Genomic DNA, 15,090 nt, shown 5'->3' with positions numbered 1-15,090 from the left:
GGGGCCGAGTCTGGACGCGCCGGGGCGGCCGCGTCGCCTCCGGGGTTGCCCAGTTGGCGGATTGCCCGGGCGGGGCGGCGTCGACTTTAATAGAGTGCGACTCTAGTGTCAGACTACGTAAACATCATGCTCGTCAACGCCTGCCGTACTCTCCCCCAGGAGAAGACCCATGACGATCCATCAACTCCAGCACGAGTCGGAGTCCGCGCCGCCGGCCAAGGGGCGCACCGAGCGGCCCTGGCTCGCACTCGCCGTCATCGCCGGCTGCCAGCTCATGGTGGTCCTCGACTCCACCATCGTGAACATCGCCAACCCGCACATCCAGCGGGCCCTGGACTTCTCCACCTCGGGCCTGTCCTGGGTGGTCAACGCCTACGCCCTGACCTTCGGCGGCCTGCTGCTGCTGGGCGGCCGGATCGGTGACATCCTCGGCCGCCGCCGGGTGTTCGTGGCCGGCATCCTGCTGTTCACCCTGGCCTCGGTGGCCGCCGGACTGGCCCAGGAACCATGGCAGTTGCTGGCGGCCCGCGCCCTGCAGGGAGTCGGCGGCGCGATCGCCTCGCCCACCTCACTGGCACTGATCACCACCACCTTCGCCGAGGGCCCGCAGCGCACCAAGGCGCTCGGCATCTACGCCGCCGTCTCCGGCGGGGCGGGCGCGATCGGCCTGCTGGCCGGCGGCATGCTGACCCAGTGGCTCGACTGGCGCTGGGTCTTCTTCATCAACATCCCGATCGGCCTGCTGATCGCGGTGGCCGCGCCGCTCTACATCCGGGAGTCCCCGCGCCAGCCCGGCCGGTTCGACATCCCCGGCGCGCTCACCTCCAGCCTCGGCATGGCCTCGCTGGTGTACGGCTTCATCCGGGCCTCCGAGGAGGGCTGGCGGGACGCCTGGACGATGGGCGCGTTCGCCGCCGCCGTCGTGCTGCTCGCCTCCTTCGTGGCGGTCGAGCGGCGGGCCCCCGAACCGATCACCCCGCTGCGGCTGTTCGCCGACCGCAACCGCTCCGGCAGCTACGTCATCATGCTCGGCCTCGGCGCCTCGCTGCTCGGCCTCTTCTTCTTCCTGGTCCTGTACGTGCAGAACGTGCTCGGCTACAGCGCGATCCGCTCCGGCGTCAGCTTCCTGCCGATCACGGTGGCGATCCTGATCGCGGCCGGCGTCGCCCAGCCGCTGCTCCCCCGGGTCGGCCCGAAGCCGATCCTGATCGCCGGCACCGGGCTCACCACCCTGGCCATGCTCTGGTTCACCCGGATCGAGCCGGACAGCAGCTACCTCGGCGGGGTGCTCGGGCCGATGATGCTGTTCGGCCTCGGCCTGGGCCTCACCTTCGTCACGCTGACCCTGACCGCCGTGTCCGGTGTCTCCAACGAGGAGGCGGGCGCCGCCTCCGGCCTGCTCAACGCGACCCAGCAGGTGGGCGGCGCACTCGGCCTGTCGATCCTGGTCACCGTCTTCGGGACCGCCAGCCGCAACGAGGCGAAGTCCCAGATCCCCGCCTTCATGGCCGGGGCCACCCCGGAGCAGCAGGCCGAGTTCGCCCGTACGCACCTGCTGCCCGCACCCTGGGGCGGCACCGTGCTCACCCACGGCATCACCTCGGCGTACCTGGCGGGCACCGCGATCATCCTGCTCGCGCTGTTCGCCTCGGTCTTCGCCATCAAGGTGCGCCGCCGCCCCGGGGCGGGGCCCCGGGGCGGGGGGGGCCGGGGGGGCTCCCGGGGGCCCGAGACGGGGGGGGGGGGGGCGGGTGGTGACCGGCCCGCCCCTCGTTGCCGCCCGCCCGGACGGCCCGCCCCTCGTCTTCGCCCGCCCGGACGGCCCGCCCCTCGTCTTCGCCCGCCCGGGCGGCCCGCTCAGGCGGCCGGCGAGCGGCCGGCCGCCAGCAGCGAGCGGACCACCGTGGCGGGCCGCAGGATCGAACTCGGCGGCGCCAGCAGGTGCTGGACGTCCAGCATCACCCGGTGCGCGTCCGCCGACACGTGGGTCGCCAGCATCACCCGCTTGACGTAGCGGTTCAGCAGGTCGACGCCCAGCGGCCTCGGCCCGGCCGTCTCCGGGTACATGAAGTCCCCGCCGGTCGCCATCTGCCACGGCGTCGCGATGATCTTCGCGGCCGCGCGGTAGTACGCCCTGGCCATCCCCGAGGACGCACTGCCGTACCGGTCCAGCGCCCGGCCCAGCTGCACCGCCTCCAGCGTGCCGACCGTCATCCCCTGCCCGTACAGCGGGTTGAAGCTGCAGATGGCGTCACCGAGCGCGACATAGCCGGCCGCGGGCTGCACCAGCCGCTCGAAGTAGCGCCGGCGGGCCTGCGGGTAGGTGAACTTCTTCGCGTCACCGTCGTCCAAAGGCTTCGCCCGGTCGATCAGTTCGGCGATGTTCGGGGCCGGCAGCCCGGCCGCGAACGCGGCGAAGCCCGCCGGGTCGACCGGGGCGTGGGCGCGGTGCCAGCCGCCCAGCGTGACCACCCAGCGGTCCCCCTCGATGGCGAAGACCGCGGCGGCCCGCTTGTCGTGCGGCGGCACCGCGGCCATCAGGTAGAGCAGGCCCTCGTCGCGCATCCGGTCGCCCGGCGGGCGGTGGAACAGCTGGGTGGTGTAGCCCACGTCGATCTTGACGGTGTCCGTCAGCGGCGCCTCGCAGCCGAACTGCTCCAGCCAGCGGTCCGTCCGGCCGCCGCTGCGGCCGGTGGCGTCCACCACCAGGTCCGCGCGAAGCGTCCCGGCGATGTCGCTCTCCACACCGGTGACCCGCCGCAGCCTCCCGGTGAGGCCGGTCACCGCCGTCCCGTCGTGGATCTCCACATTGCGCAGACCGCGTACCCGGTCGCGCACGGTGTGCTCCAGAAATGCCCTACTCAGACTGATTCCGAGCTTTCCGCTGTTGAACTTGACCCGGTGCGCTCCCATCTGATGGAAAATCAGATCCGATCCCGGATCGAACGGCACCGCACCACCCGCACTCAACTCGTGGGTGAGCCCGGGAAACAGCTCCTCCAGCTGCATCCGCCCGCTGATCAACAACGCGTGCGCGTGCGGACTCTGCGGCACCCCGCGCCGGTCCTGCGCGTCCTCGGGCAGGGCGTCCCGGTCCAGGACGGTGACGCGGTCGAATCTGCGGGAGAGCACCCGCGCCGCGACCAGACCGCCCATCGAGCCGCCGATCACCACCGCGTGGCCACGAGACGCACCCATCAGTCCTCCTCGGCAAGTTCCCCAGAGGCCACGCGAGTTCGTGGCATCCCAGCGAGTCTCAGCGGTCCGCCCGCGGTCTGTCGTCTCCCGGGTTGCTCAACCCCGCCGGCCGCGCCGCCGGACCGTCAGCCGCGGAACAGCTCGGGCAGCGCGTAGCCGAGCATCACCCGGGTGTCGTCCGGCCGCTGCACCCGCCCGGGCGGCTCCAGCACCAGCTCGACCCGGCTCTCGGCGCCGGGCAGCACCCGCAGCGGCCCGGCGGCGGCCACCACGATCGCGTCCACCCCCGTACCGCCGCTGCGCGAGACCGCCTGGACGTACCAACGGCCTTCCGGTACATGGGGGATGCGCCACTGCCCGGCCGCCCGCGCCGATCTGAGGCAGCGCGGCGAACGCCGGCAGGACGCGGCCGAGCCGCCCGACCGGCCCGCCGGGAACGCCGCCACGAAGACCGGTTCGCCGTCCATCCCGTCCGAGCGCCTGGTGTCGCCGAGGATCGAGCCGTACGTGCTCGGGGTGTCGTCGCCGCCCGAGATGAAGTCGACCGCGGCGGCGCCGAGCGACACCAACCGCCGGTAGCGGCCCGGCGAGACGCCGACCGTCCTGGTGAAACGCGTGGTGAACGCGCCGATGCTGGCGTAGCCGCAGCGCACCGAGATGTCCGCGATGCTGTCCTGCGTGTGCAACAGCCGCTTCCTCGCCTCCTCCAGCCGGACCGCCATCAGGAAGGACGCCGGCGGCAGCCCCGTCTCCTGGCGGAACAGCCGTGCCATGTGGAACGGACTCAGCCGGGCCATCTCACCCAGCTCGGCCAGTGTCAGATCCTCGCTGAAACCCTCTCGGATACCGCTGACGACACGTTCGATCTCTGATCGCATCAAGACTCCCCCGTGACTGGCGGCTCCACGCGGAACCCGCCATTCCCGTGGGCAGGCAAGCAGAGCCACGGGGCGCTGTCAAGACGTTAACCTCCCTGACAGTAGCGGAATTCGACTTCCCGGATCGGCCCGGCAGAGCAATCTCGGCGGTGACAGAAACGCACCCGAAGAACAGATTGATACGTCGCAGCTATTCGGCATCGGAAGATTCGGGGGAGCCGTGCGACTGGAACTCTTGGGGCCGATGAGGGTATGGGCCAGAGGCGCGGAAGTCGTTCTCGGACCGCCGAAGCAACGAGCCGTGCTGGGCCTTCTCGCGAGCCGGGTCAATCAGGTGGTGGGCGTCGAGCAGATCGTCGACGCCGTATGGGGCAGCGCCGTACCGCAGACCGCCGTCAACGGGGTGCACACCTACGTGGCAGGGCTGCGGCGCGTCCTGGAGCCGGAGCGCGGACCGCGCGAGTCCGGCGGCGTCCTGGTGTCGGCGGGAGGCGGCTACGCGCTCTGCCTGGACACCGCGGCGGTCGACGCGGAACTGTTCGCCGACAGTCACGCCCGGGCCCGGCGGCTGCTCGGCGCCGGCGAGGCCGAGGAGGCCATCCGCGGATACGAGAACGCGCTCGCCCTCTGGCACGGTGAGGCGTACGCGAACGTCCCCGGCCCGTTCGCCGAGCTGGAACGCACCCGGCTGCACGAGGTGCGGCTCACCGCCGTCGAGGAGTGGGCCGAGGCCGTCCTCGCCGCCTCCCGGCACAGCGAGGCGGTGACGGTGCTGTCCGGCCTGGTGGCGAAGGAGCCGCTGCGCGAGCGGCTGCGCTGGCTGCTGATGCTCGCCCTCTACCGCTGCGGGCGCCGCGCCCAGGCCCTCGGCACCTACCGGGAGACCCGGCGGCTGCTCCAGGACGAGCTGGGCATCGAACCCGGCGGCGAACTGCGCCGCCTGCACCAGCAGATTCTGGCCGGGCACACCGACCTCGACCTGCGCGCCGCCGCCACCGCGCCCACCGTCCTGCGGACCGCTCCGCCCGCCCCGGCGCCCGCCCCCAAACCGGCCCAGTTACCGCCCGGCGCCCGGGGCTTCACCGGCCGCACCGAGGAGTCCGCCCGGCTGCGCAACTTCGTCGGCTGCGGCGTCGCCCGGCCCGAGATGCACGCCACCGTCGCCGTCGTCGAGGGCGCCCCCGGCATCGGCAAGAGCGCGCTGGCCCTGCAACTCGCCCACCAGCTCTCCGAGAGCTACCCCGACGGCCAGCTCTTCGTCGACCTCTGCGGCTCCGACCCCGGCCGGGAGCCGCTCGGCGCGCACGAGGCGCTGGCCATGCTGCTGCGCAGCCTCGGCATCGAGGAGCGGCTGCTCCCCGCCGACCTGCCCGGCCGCACCGCGCTCTACCGCAGCCTGCTGCACGGCAAGCGGGTGCTGATCGTGCTGGACGACGCGCTGCACGCCGACCAGGTGCGCCCGCTGCTGCCGCGCGGGCCCGCCTGCGTACTGGTCACCAGCCGCCGCCGGCAGTACGGCCTGGCGGCCAGGGACGGCGCCTACCGCATCGAGCTGGCGCCGCTGGCGACCGAGGACGCCGTCGACCTGATGGCCTGCCTGGTCGGCGAGGAGCGCCTGGCCGGGCAGCGCGAGGTGGGTGCCCGGCTCGCCGGGCTCTGCGGCAACCTGCCGCTGGCCCTGCGGATCGCCGCCGCCGGGCTGGCCGCCTCGCCCCGGCTGACGCTCGCCGAACTCGCCGACTACCACTGCGCCGAGCACGGCACCCTCGACCGGCTCACCGTCGAGGACGACGTCACGGCCAGCCTGCGGACGGCGTTCGCGGCCTCCGTCCGCAGTCTGCCCCCCGACGCCGCGCGGATGTTCCGGCTGCTCGGGCACTGCGAGGAGGAGCTGATCAGCGCGCCGCTCGCCGCCCGCTACGCCGGCACCGGCGAGGCCGATGCCGCCCGGCAGTTGGCGGCGCTGGCCGACAACCACCTGCTGGAGGAGGTCGGCCGGGGGCTCTACCGGTTCCACAACCTGATCGGGGTGTACGCCGCCGAGTGCGCGCGGGACGGCCAGGCGGGCGACCGCGCGACCGTCCTGGCCCGGCTGCTGCGCGGTCCCCGGGCGGGCGGGCCGCTGGACGCCGAGCCGCCGCACGTCTGCGGCACGGGCGGTGCGGCGTTGCACCTGCTCGCCCGCGTCCCGGAGGGCGGGCGCTCCTGAGTATGCCCGGCACACCGCTGAGCAATATCGGAGATGCAGCCGCCCCGTCACTGATGCAGACTTTCAACCGCCCGACCGCCGGAGCAGGTCGATTCGCGGCGGCGAGTACTCATCGGGGGAGTGCGAGTCATGCGGCGAAATGAACCGGACGGGCTGCCGGCCGACAGCCCCATAGCGGTCATCGGAATTTCCTGCCGGTTTCCCGGGGCGTCGAATCCGGAGGCATTCTGGAAACTTCTCCGAAACGGTGGCAGTTCGGTCTCACCGGTACCGCCGGGCCGGTGGGAGCGTACCGCGCCGGTGCCGGACGACATCGGGTACGGCGGCTTCCTCGACCGGGTCGACCTGTTCGACGCCGACTTCTTCGGCGTCTCGCCGCGCGAGGCGGCCGCCATGGACCCGCAGCAGCGGCTGCTGCTGGAGCTGGGCTGGGAGGCCGTCGAGGACGCGGGCCTGCTCCCGGCAGCCCTGGAGGGCACCTCAACCGGCGTGTTCGTCGGCGCGATCCAGGACGACTACGCCTTGCTGACAGACCGTCAGTCACATGCCGGGGTGACCCGCCACAGCCTGACGGGTACTCACCGCAGCATCATCGCCAACCGGCTCTCCTACCGGCTCGGCCTGCGCGGCCCCAGCCTGACCGTCGACTCCGGCCAGTCCTCCGCGCTGGTCGCCGTGCACCTGGCCTGCGACAGCCTGCGCCGGGGCGAGTCCGGACTCGCCCTCGCGGGCGGCGTCAACCTCAACCTGCTGGCCGACACCACGCTGCGGGTCGCCCGGTTCGGCGGCCTCTCGCCCGACGGCCGATGTCACACCTTCGACGCCCGGGCCAACGGCTACGTACGCGGCGAGGGCGGCGGCCTCGTCCTGCTCAAGCCGCTGGCCGACGCGCTCGCCGACGGTGACCCCGTCCTCGGCGTGCTGCTGGGCAGCGCCGTCAACAACGACGGCGGCGGCGCGGGGCTCACCACCCCGGTCGCCCGCACCCAGCAGGAGGTCGTCCTGACCGCCTGCCGCCGGGCCGGGATCGAGCCCGCCGCACTCCAGTACGTCGAACTGCACGGCACAGGAACGCCGGTGGGCGACCCGGTCGAGGCGGCGGCCCTCGGCGCGGCCGTCGGCGCCGCCAAGGCCCCGGGGTCACCGCTGCTGGTCGGCTCGGCCAAGACCAACGTGGGCCACCTGGAGGGCGCGGCCGGCATCGCCGGACTGCTGAAGACCCTGCTCGCCGTCGCCCACCGCGAGCTGCCCGCGAGCCTGAACTTCACCGAACCGAACCCCGGCATCCCGCTGGAGCGGCTGAACCTGAGCGTCGTCCGGGAGCCGTCGCCCTGGCCGCAGCCCGAAGGCCGGCTGCTCGCCGGGGTCAGCGCCTGGGGCATGGGCGGCACCAACTGCCATCTGGTACTGGGCGAGGCGCCGCAACCGGCCGCGGGCCCGCCGGCCCCGGCGCGGCCCGCCGGGCAGGCCGCCGTGTGGCCGCTGTCCGGCCGCACACCGGCGGCCCTGCGCGCCCAGGCCGCCGCGCTGCTCGACTTCACCGACCGCCACCCCGGCGTCGCACCGGCCGACACCGGCCACTCGCTCGCCCTGCACCGGACGGCCTTCGAGCACCGCGCCGCCGTCGTCGCCGACCGGCCGGAGGACTTCCGGGCCGGGCTGGCCGCACTCGCCGCGGGCCTGCCCGCCGCCCAGCTGGTGGAGGGCGTGGCCGCCCCCGGCAAGGTGGTGTTCCTGTTTCCCGGCCAGGGTTCGCAGTGGGCCGCGATGGCCACCGGGCTGCTCGACTGCGCCCCGGTCTTCGCCGACACCCTGGCGGCCTGCGCGGACGCCCTGCGGCCGCACACCGACTGGTCGTTGATGGACGTGCTGCGCGGCGCCGGAGCGGCCGACGGAGCGCTGCTGGAGCGCGTGGACGTCGTGCAGCCCGCCCTGTTCGCCGTCATGGTGTCACTGGCCGCGCTGTGGCGCTCGGCCGGCGTGCGGCCGGACGCGGTGGCCGGCCACTCGCAGGGCGAGATCGCCGCCGCGTACGTCGCGGGCGCGCTCACCCTGGACGACGCCGCCCGGCTGGTCGCCCTGCGCAGCCGGGCCGTCCGGGCGCTGTCCGGCCGCGGCGGCCTGCTGTCCGTGCGGCAGAACGCCGACGCGCTCGCCGGGCGGGTCACCGCCTCGGGCGGCCGGCTCGACATCGCCGTCGTCAACGGCCCTGCCGCCACCGTGATCTCGGGCGACCCGGCCGCGCTGGACGAGCTCGGGGCCGCACTCGCCGCCGAGGGCGTCGAGGCGCGCCGGATCGCCGTCGACTACGCCTCGCACTCACCGCAGGTCGAGGAGATCCGCGAGCCGCTGCTGGCCCTGCTCGCCGGGATCACCCCGAGGGCCGGCGAGATCCCGTTCTACTCGACCGTCACCGGCGGCCTGCTCGACACCACCACGCTGGACGCCGAGTACTGGTACCGCAACCTGCGCCGGACCGTACGGTTCGAGGCGACCGTCCGCAGCCTGCTGGCCGACGGCCACCGCGCCTTCATCGAGACCAGCCCGCACCCCGTGCTCGCCGGCGGCCTGCGCGACATCCTCGACGACGGCGGCGACCTCCAGGAGCCCGGCACCGGGCGGGCGTTCGGCGCGGGCACGCTGCGCCGGGGCGACGGCGGCAGGCTGCGCTTCCTGACCTCGCTCGCCGAGGTCCATGTTCGCGGCGTGCCGGTGCACTGGCCCGCCGTGTCGGCCGGTACGGGCGCCCGTCGCACCGCACTGCCGACCTACGCCTTCCAGCGGGAGCGGCACTGGCTCGACGCACCGCCGCAGCAGCCGGGCGGGACAACGGCGGCCGCCGCTCCCCCGGCCGCGACTCCCGCGACCGCGCCGCAGCCGGCCGGCCCGGCCGCGGCCGGCCAGGAGATCGCCGGCCTGCCCGCGGCCGAGCAGCGCAGGCGACTGGCGGGCCTGGTCGGCGCGCACACCGGCGCCGTCCTCGGCCGCAGCGCCGGATCGGTCACCGCCACCCGGCCGTTCAGGGAGCTGGGCCTCGACTCGCTGGGCGCCGCCGAACTGCTGCGCCGGCTCGGCGACGCCCTCGGGCTGAAGCTGCCGACCGCGCTGGCCTACAACCACCCCAGCCCGGCCGCTCTCACCACCCACCTGCAGACCCTGCTGGCCGAGGGCGAGCAGCCGCCCGGCGCGCAACTCCTCACCCGGATCGACGAGATGGCGGCCACGTTGGGCTCCGCCGATCTGGACGACGGGGCCCGCGAGGCGGTCACCCGCCGCCTGCGCGACCTCCTGGGGCGCCTGGAGCGCCCGCAGCAGAACCAGCGCCGGCAACCGCCGGGCGGCGACCTCACCGAGGCGATCCTCTCGGCCAGTTCGCAAGAGATCTTCGACCTCATCGACAGCAGGGGCCAACTGTGACCAACGAAGAGCGGCTCACCCAGTACCTGAAGAAGGCCACGGTCGACCTGTACCAGGCCGAGGCTCGCCTGCGCGAGGTCGAGGAGCGGGCCCACGAACCCATCGCGATCATCGGGATCGGCTGCCGGTTCCCCGGCGGCGCCGACTCCCCCGACCGGCTCTGGCAACTGGCCGCCGACGGCGTGGACGCGATCTCCGCCTTCCCGACCGACCGGGGCTGGGACATCGCCGGGCGCTACCATCCGGAGCCCGGCAGACCCGGCAGGACGTACAGCACCAACGGCGGATTCCTGTACGACGCGGCAGAGTTCGACGCCGGCTTCTTCGGCGTCTCACCGCGCGAGGCCGCCGCGATGGACCCGCAGCAGCGGCTGCTGCTGGAGACCGTCTGGGAGGCCGTCGAGCGGGCCGGCATCGACCCGGCCTCGCTGCACGGCAGCAGCACCGGCGTGTTCACCGGCCTCAGCCACAACGGCTACGGCGGAACGCTGGACCAGGCCACCGAGGAGTCCGCCGGATACCTGCTCACCGGCAGCGCCGGCAGCGTCGCCTCCGGCCGGATCGCCTACACCCTGGGCCTGCTGGGGCCGGCCGTCACCGTCGACACCGCCTGCTCCTCCTCACTGGTCGCCCTGCACCAGGCCTGCCAGGCCCTGCGGGCCGGCGAGTGCGACCTCGCCCTTGCCGGCGGTGCCTCCGTGATGCCCAACCCGGGCATGTTCCTGGAGTTCAGCGCCCAGCGCGGGCTGGCCGCCGACGGCCGGTGCAAGCCGTTCGCCGCCGCCGCGGACGGCACCAGCTGGAGCGAGGGCGCCGGCGTCCTGCTCGTCGAGCGGCTCTCCGACGCCCGCCGGAGCGGCCAGCGGGTGCTCGGCCTGATCCGGGGCAGCGCGATCAACCAGGACGGCGCCAGCAACGGCCTGACGGCGCCGAGCGGCCCGTCGCAGGAGCGGGTCATCCGCCAGGCCCTGGCCAACGCCGGCCTCGCCCCGGCCGACATCGACGCCGTCGAGGCGCACGGCACCGGCACCGCCCAGGGCGACCCGATCGAGGCGCGGGCCCTGATCTCCGTCTACGGCGACCGGCGGCCCGCCGGCGAGGAACTGCTGGTCGGCTCGCTCAAGTCGAACATCGGGCACACCCAGTCGGCGGCCGGAGTGGCCGGGGTGATCAAGATGGTGCTGGCGATGCGGCACGGCCTGCTCCCGGGCACCCTGCACACCGACCGCCCCACACCGGAGGTCGACTGGGACGGCAGCGGGGTCGCCCTGCTCCCCGAGGCCGCGCCGTGGCCCGAGCGCGGGCACCCCCGGCGCTGCGCCGTCTCCTCGTTCGGGATCAGCGGCACCAACGCCCACGTCGTCCTGGAGCAGGCCCCCGAGGAGCCCGCCCCCGCCGGACAGGGGCCGGAGGGCCCGGCGCACCCCCTGCCGTGGACGCTGACCGCTCGCGACGACACGGCGCTGCGCGCCCGGGCCGCCCGCCTGCACACCCGGCTGACCGAATCGCCCGAGCTGTCCCCCGCCGACGTGGGGTACTCCCTGGCGGCCGGCCGAAGCGACTTCGAGCACCGCGCGACCGTGATCGGCGACAGCCGGGACGACCTGCTGGCCGGCCTGGCGGCGCTGGCGTCCGGCAGCCGCCCGCCCGGCCTCGTCCAGGAGAGCGCCCGGCCCGGCTCGATCGCCTTCCTGTTCTCCGGCCAGGGCGCCCAGCGCCCCGGTATGGGCCGCGAACTGCACGCCGCCTTCCCGGTGTTCGCCGAGGCCTTCGACGAGGTCTGCGCCCACCTCGACCCGCTGCTCGACCGGCCGCTGCGCGACCTGGTGTTCTGCGCCGAGGGCTCGCCCGAGGCCGATCTCCTCGACCGGACGGGCTACGCGCAGCCCGCGCTGTTCGCCCTGGAGGTCGCGCTGTACCGCCTGGTCCGCTCCTTCGGGCTGACGCCGAGCCACCTGATCGGGCACTCGGTGGGCGAGCTGAGCGCGGCGCACGTGGCCGGCGTGCTGTCGCTGCCGGACGCCTGCCGGCTGGTCGCGGCGCGGGCCCGGCTGATGCAGGCCGCACCCGCGGGCGGCGCGATGGTGTCCGTCCAGGCCACCGAGGAGGAGGTGCTCGCGGCGCTCGTCGAGGAGCCCGGGGTCGCCGTCGCCGCCGTCAACTCCCCGCTCTCCACCGTGGTGTCGGGCGACGCCGAGGCCATCGCCCGGCTGGTCGCGCGCTGGGCCGGCGAGGGCCGCTCCAGCACCCGGCTCCGGGTCAGCCACGCCTTCCACTCCGCGCAGATGGACTCCGTCCTCGCGGACTTCCGGGCCGCCGCCGCGACGGTCGGGTTCCACCCGCCGCAGCTGCCGGTGATCTCCGACCTCACCGGCCGGCCCGCGACCACCGCACAGCTCCGTTCGCCGGAGTACTGGGTCGACCAACTGCGCCACACCGTCCGCTTCCTGGACGGCGTACGGCACCTGGAGGCCGAGGGCGTGACCGGCTGGCTGGAGCTCGGCCCCGGCGCCACCCTCACCGCGCTCGTCCAGGACTGCCTGACCGGCGAGGGCGCGCCCGTCGCCGCCCTGCGCCGCAACCGGCCCGAGCCGCGCACGCTGCTCACCGCGGTGGCCCAGCTGCACGCCGAGGGCGCCGAAGTGCGCTGGCCCGCCGCTCTGTTCGGGCCCGGCGCGCAGCCGGTCGAGCTGCCCACGTACCCGTTCCAGCGGCGCCGGCACTGGCTGGAGGCACCCGCCGCGACAGCTCCCACGGCGGAGCTGCACCCGCTGCTCGGCTCGGAGATCGAGCTCGCGGGCACGGCGGAACGCCGGTACTCGCAGACCCTGACCACCGAACGGCCCTGGTACCTCGCCCAGCACCGGCTGGGCGGCGCCGCGGTGCTGCCCGGCAGCGCGATGATCGAGTGGGCACTGGCGGCGGCCCGGGTGGCCGCCCCCGGCCACGACGGGCCGTGGACGCTCACGGACACCGCCTTCACCGCCTTCCTGCCGCTGCCCGAGGGGCGGCCGGTGGCCGTGCAGTCGGTGGCCGGGACGGCCGACGGAGCCACCGGCGTCCGATGTCTCAGCCGCCACGACGGCCCCGGCAGCGCCTGGACCCAGCACGTCGACGCCGCCTCGGCCGCACCCGGCGGCATCCCCCGCCCGGCGCCGGCCGACCTCGACGCCCTGCGCGCCCGGCTCACCGCACAGGACCCGGCGGCGCTCTACGACCGCTTCGCCCGCATCGGCCTCGACTACGGGCCGGCCTTCCGCGGTCTCACCGGCCTGTGGCGCGACGGTGACGAGGCACTGGCCCTGATCGAGGTCGCCGAGGCCGCCGAGGACACCGGCGCCCTGCTCCACCCGGTGGTCCTGGACGCCTGCTTCCAGAGCGTCGGCGCCTTCACCGAGGACGAGGCCGACCCCTGGGTACCGACCCGGCTGGCCGGCCTCACCGCCTACGCCCCCCTCCCGCACCGCCTCTGGTGCCACGCCCGCTGGCAGCGCGCCGCCGGCTCACCCGAGGGCACCCTCGACCTCGACCTGCTCACCGGGAGCGGCGAACACCTGGCGACCGTCCGGGGGCTGCTGATGCGCGCGGTACCGCGCAGCGCGCTGCCGGACGCCGGCGCCGGCCCGCGCCGCTACGGGATCACCTGGCAGCCCGCCGCGCCCGCCACCACCCCGGCGCCCCGGGGAGCCTGGCTGGTGCACAGCGAGGAGGCCGGCCGGGCCGAGGCCTGGCGCAGCGGCTTCGAGGCCCTCGGCGGGCAGGCCGCCCTGCTCGGCGACGACGCACCGGCGCCGGTCGAAGGACTGCTGCTGCACCTCGGCGCGGGCTCCCCGGACGGCGGCGACGACCCGCTGGAGGAGGCGTACCGGCTGGCCGGAGCGCAGTTGACCGTGCTGCGCGACTTCCTGGCCGCCCACGCCGCCGCCCGGCCGGCGGTGCTGCTCTGCACCACCGGCGCCACCGCCCCGCGCCCGGGCCGGGACACCCCCGACCTGCGGCAGGCGCCGCTGTCCGGCCTGGCCCGCGCGGTGATCGCCGAGTACCCCGAGGTCACCGTCGTCCAGGCCGACCTCGACCCGGCCGAGCCGGCGCCCGCGGTGGCCGAACTGCTGGGCCGCGCCGCCGCACTGGGCGGCTCGGGCCACCTCGCCGTCCGGGCCGGCCAGTGGTACGAGGCCCGGCTGCTGGAGCAGACCGCGCCGGGCCCGGGGCCCGCCCCCGTCCGCCCGGACGCCACGTACCTGATCACCGGCGGCTGGGGTGCGCTGGGCCTGGTCACCGCCGCCCGGCTGGCCGAACGCGGCGCCCGCACCCTGCTGCTCACCGGTCGCACCGTCCCCGCCGCCGAGCCGGCCGCCGTGGCGCGGCTGCGCGCCGCCGGGGTCCGGGTCGAGCTGCGTCCGGCGGACCTCGCCGACCCCGCCGAGGTGGACGCCCTGATCGGGTACGCCGAGCAGCACCTGCCGCCGCTGCGCGGCGTGGTGCACGCCGCGGGCGTCAACTCCGAGGTGATCCTGCACCAGCAGACCCCGGCCGAGCTCGCCCGGATCATGGACCCCAAGGTCCGCGGCGGCTGGCACCTGCACCGCCGCACCGAGGGCGCCGAGCTGGACTTCTTCCTGCTCTACTCCTCCATCGCCTCCCTCTTCGGCGCGGCCGGCCAGGCCGGCTACGTCGCCGCCAACGCCTTCCTGGACGCACTGGCCGAACACCGCCACCACCGGGGCCTGCCCGCCCTCAGCATCAACTGGGGCCCGTGGGCCGAGACCGGCATGGCCGCCCGCGAGGACGTCCTGGCCCGGTACGCGGCCACCGGCATCACCGCGCTGGGGACGGACGCGGCGCTGGCCGCACTGGAGCGGACCGGGGCGGGCCCGCAGAGCGGCATCCTGACCGTCGACTGGGCCAGGTTCCCGGCCGCGACCCGCCGGCTGCCGTACACCCTGCTGGCCGGCCTGGCCCCGGCGGCCGCCGCACCCGGCACCCCGGACCCGGGGCGGGCGAAGGAGCTGGCCCGGCTCACGATCACCGACCCGGCCGGGGCCAGGGCCGCCGTGCTCGACGAACTGCTGGGCCTGGTAACGCAGTTGCTCGGCATGACGGTGAGCGAACGGGACGCCGTGCGGCCGGGCTTCGGCCACCGGCGGCTGAACGAGCTCGGCTTCGACTCCCTCACCACCATCCAGCTCCGCAACCGCCTGCTGGCGGACTTCGCCACCGACGCGCCCACCAACCTGCTGTTCGGCGGCGGCACCGCGCTGGAGATCGCCGAGCTGGTCTGCCGGCACCTCACCGCCCTGTCGGTCCTGGCCGCGGACGAGGACTTCGACGAGGACGACGAGGAGACCGAAGTGCTGACCCTCTGACAGCGGCGACCGGACCAGCGCG

At 75.0% G+C, this 15,090-nt stretch carries 4 protein-coding genes and 1 pseudogene; 4 read left to right on the top strand and 1 reads right to left on the bottom strand.

Annotation, left to right across the window (positions count from 1 at the left end; all coding sequences use genetic code 11):
- Positions 1-169: 169 nt before the first annotated feature.
- Positions 170-2,014 carry a DHA2 family efflux MFS transporter permease subunit gene (locus tag ACFUK0_RS10885; protein WP_380248447.1) on the top strand — a complete coding sequence of 615 codons (1,845 nt, stop codon included), beginning with the start codon at positions 170-172 and terminating at the stop codon, positions 2,012-2,014.
- A 1,309-nt stretch (positions 2,015-3,323) separates the two neighbouring features.
- On the opposite strand, the gene ACFUK0_RS10880 is transcribed toward ACFUK0_RS10885, so the two are convergent.
- Entirely contained in the window at positions 3,324-4,076 is a 753-nt protein-coding gene (locus ACFUK0_RS10880; RefSeq protein ID WP_380248445.1) for a helix-turn-helix transcriptional regulator, read from the bottom strand.
- Positions 4,077-4,320: 244 nt separating this feature from the next.
- On the opposite strand from ACFUK0_RS10880, the gene ACFUK0_RS10875 reads away from it, so the two are divergent.
- The 3 genes and pseudogenes from ACFUK0_RS10875 to ACFUK0_RS10865 form a co-directional block, all read left to right on the top strand.
- The gene (locus ACFUK0_RS10875; RefSeq protein WP_380248443.1) at positions 4,321-6,285 is read left to right on the top strand and encodes a BTAD domain-containing putative transcriptional regulator; all 1,965 of its coding nucleotides are present in this window, start codon (positions 4,321-4,323) and stop codon (positions 6,283-6,285) included.
- 129 nt (positions 6,286-6,414) lie between these two features.
- A complete protein-coding gene (locus ACFUK0_RS10870; protein WP_380248441.1) occupies positions 6,415-9,702 on the top strand; it encodes a type I polyketide synthase in 3,288 nt (1,095 codons plus the stop codon).
- Positions 9,702-15,068 (top strand): annotated as a pseudogene (locus tag ACFUK0_RS10865) (SDR family NAD(P)-dependent oxidoreductase); the annotation flags it as partial. The gene ACFUK0_RS10870 and the pseudogene ACFUK0_RS10865, both read left to right, overlap by 1 nt.
- Positions 15,069-15,090 lie beyond the last annotated feature (22 nt).

Origin of the sequence: Kitasatospora sp. NPDC057223 (genome assembly GCF_042669755.1) — a bacterium.
Lineage (GTDB): Bacteria > Actinomycetota > Actinomycetes > Streptomycetales > Streptomycetaceae > Kitasatospora.
The sequence above is the reverse complement of the archived record's forward strand: the minus strand, read 5'-3'. Positions and strand labels throughout refer to the sequence as shown.

What these genes read in the sequence shown, in the direction of transcription:
- ACFUK0_RS10885 (WP_380248447.1), top strand. Translation starts at nt 170, where the DNA reads ATGACGATCCATCAACTCCAGCACGAGTCGGAGTCCGCGCCGCCGGCC.
- ACFUK0_RS10880 (WP_380248445.1), bottom strand. Translation starts at nt 4,076, where the DNA reads ATGCGATCAGAGATCGAACGTGTCGTCAGCGGTATCCGAGAGGGTTTC.
- ACFUK0_RS10875 (WP_380248443.1), top strand. Translation starts at nt 4,321, where the DNA reads ATGAGGGTATGGGCCAGAGGCGCGGAAGTCGTTCTCGGACCGCCGAAG.
- ACFUK0_RS10870 (WP_380248441.1), top strand. Translation starts at nt 6,415, where the DNA reads ATGCGGCGAAATGAACCGGACGGGCTGCCGGCCGACAGCCCCATAGCG.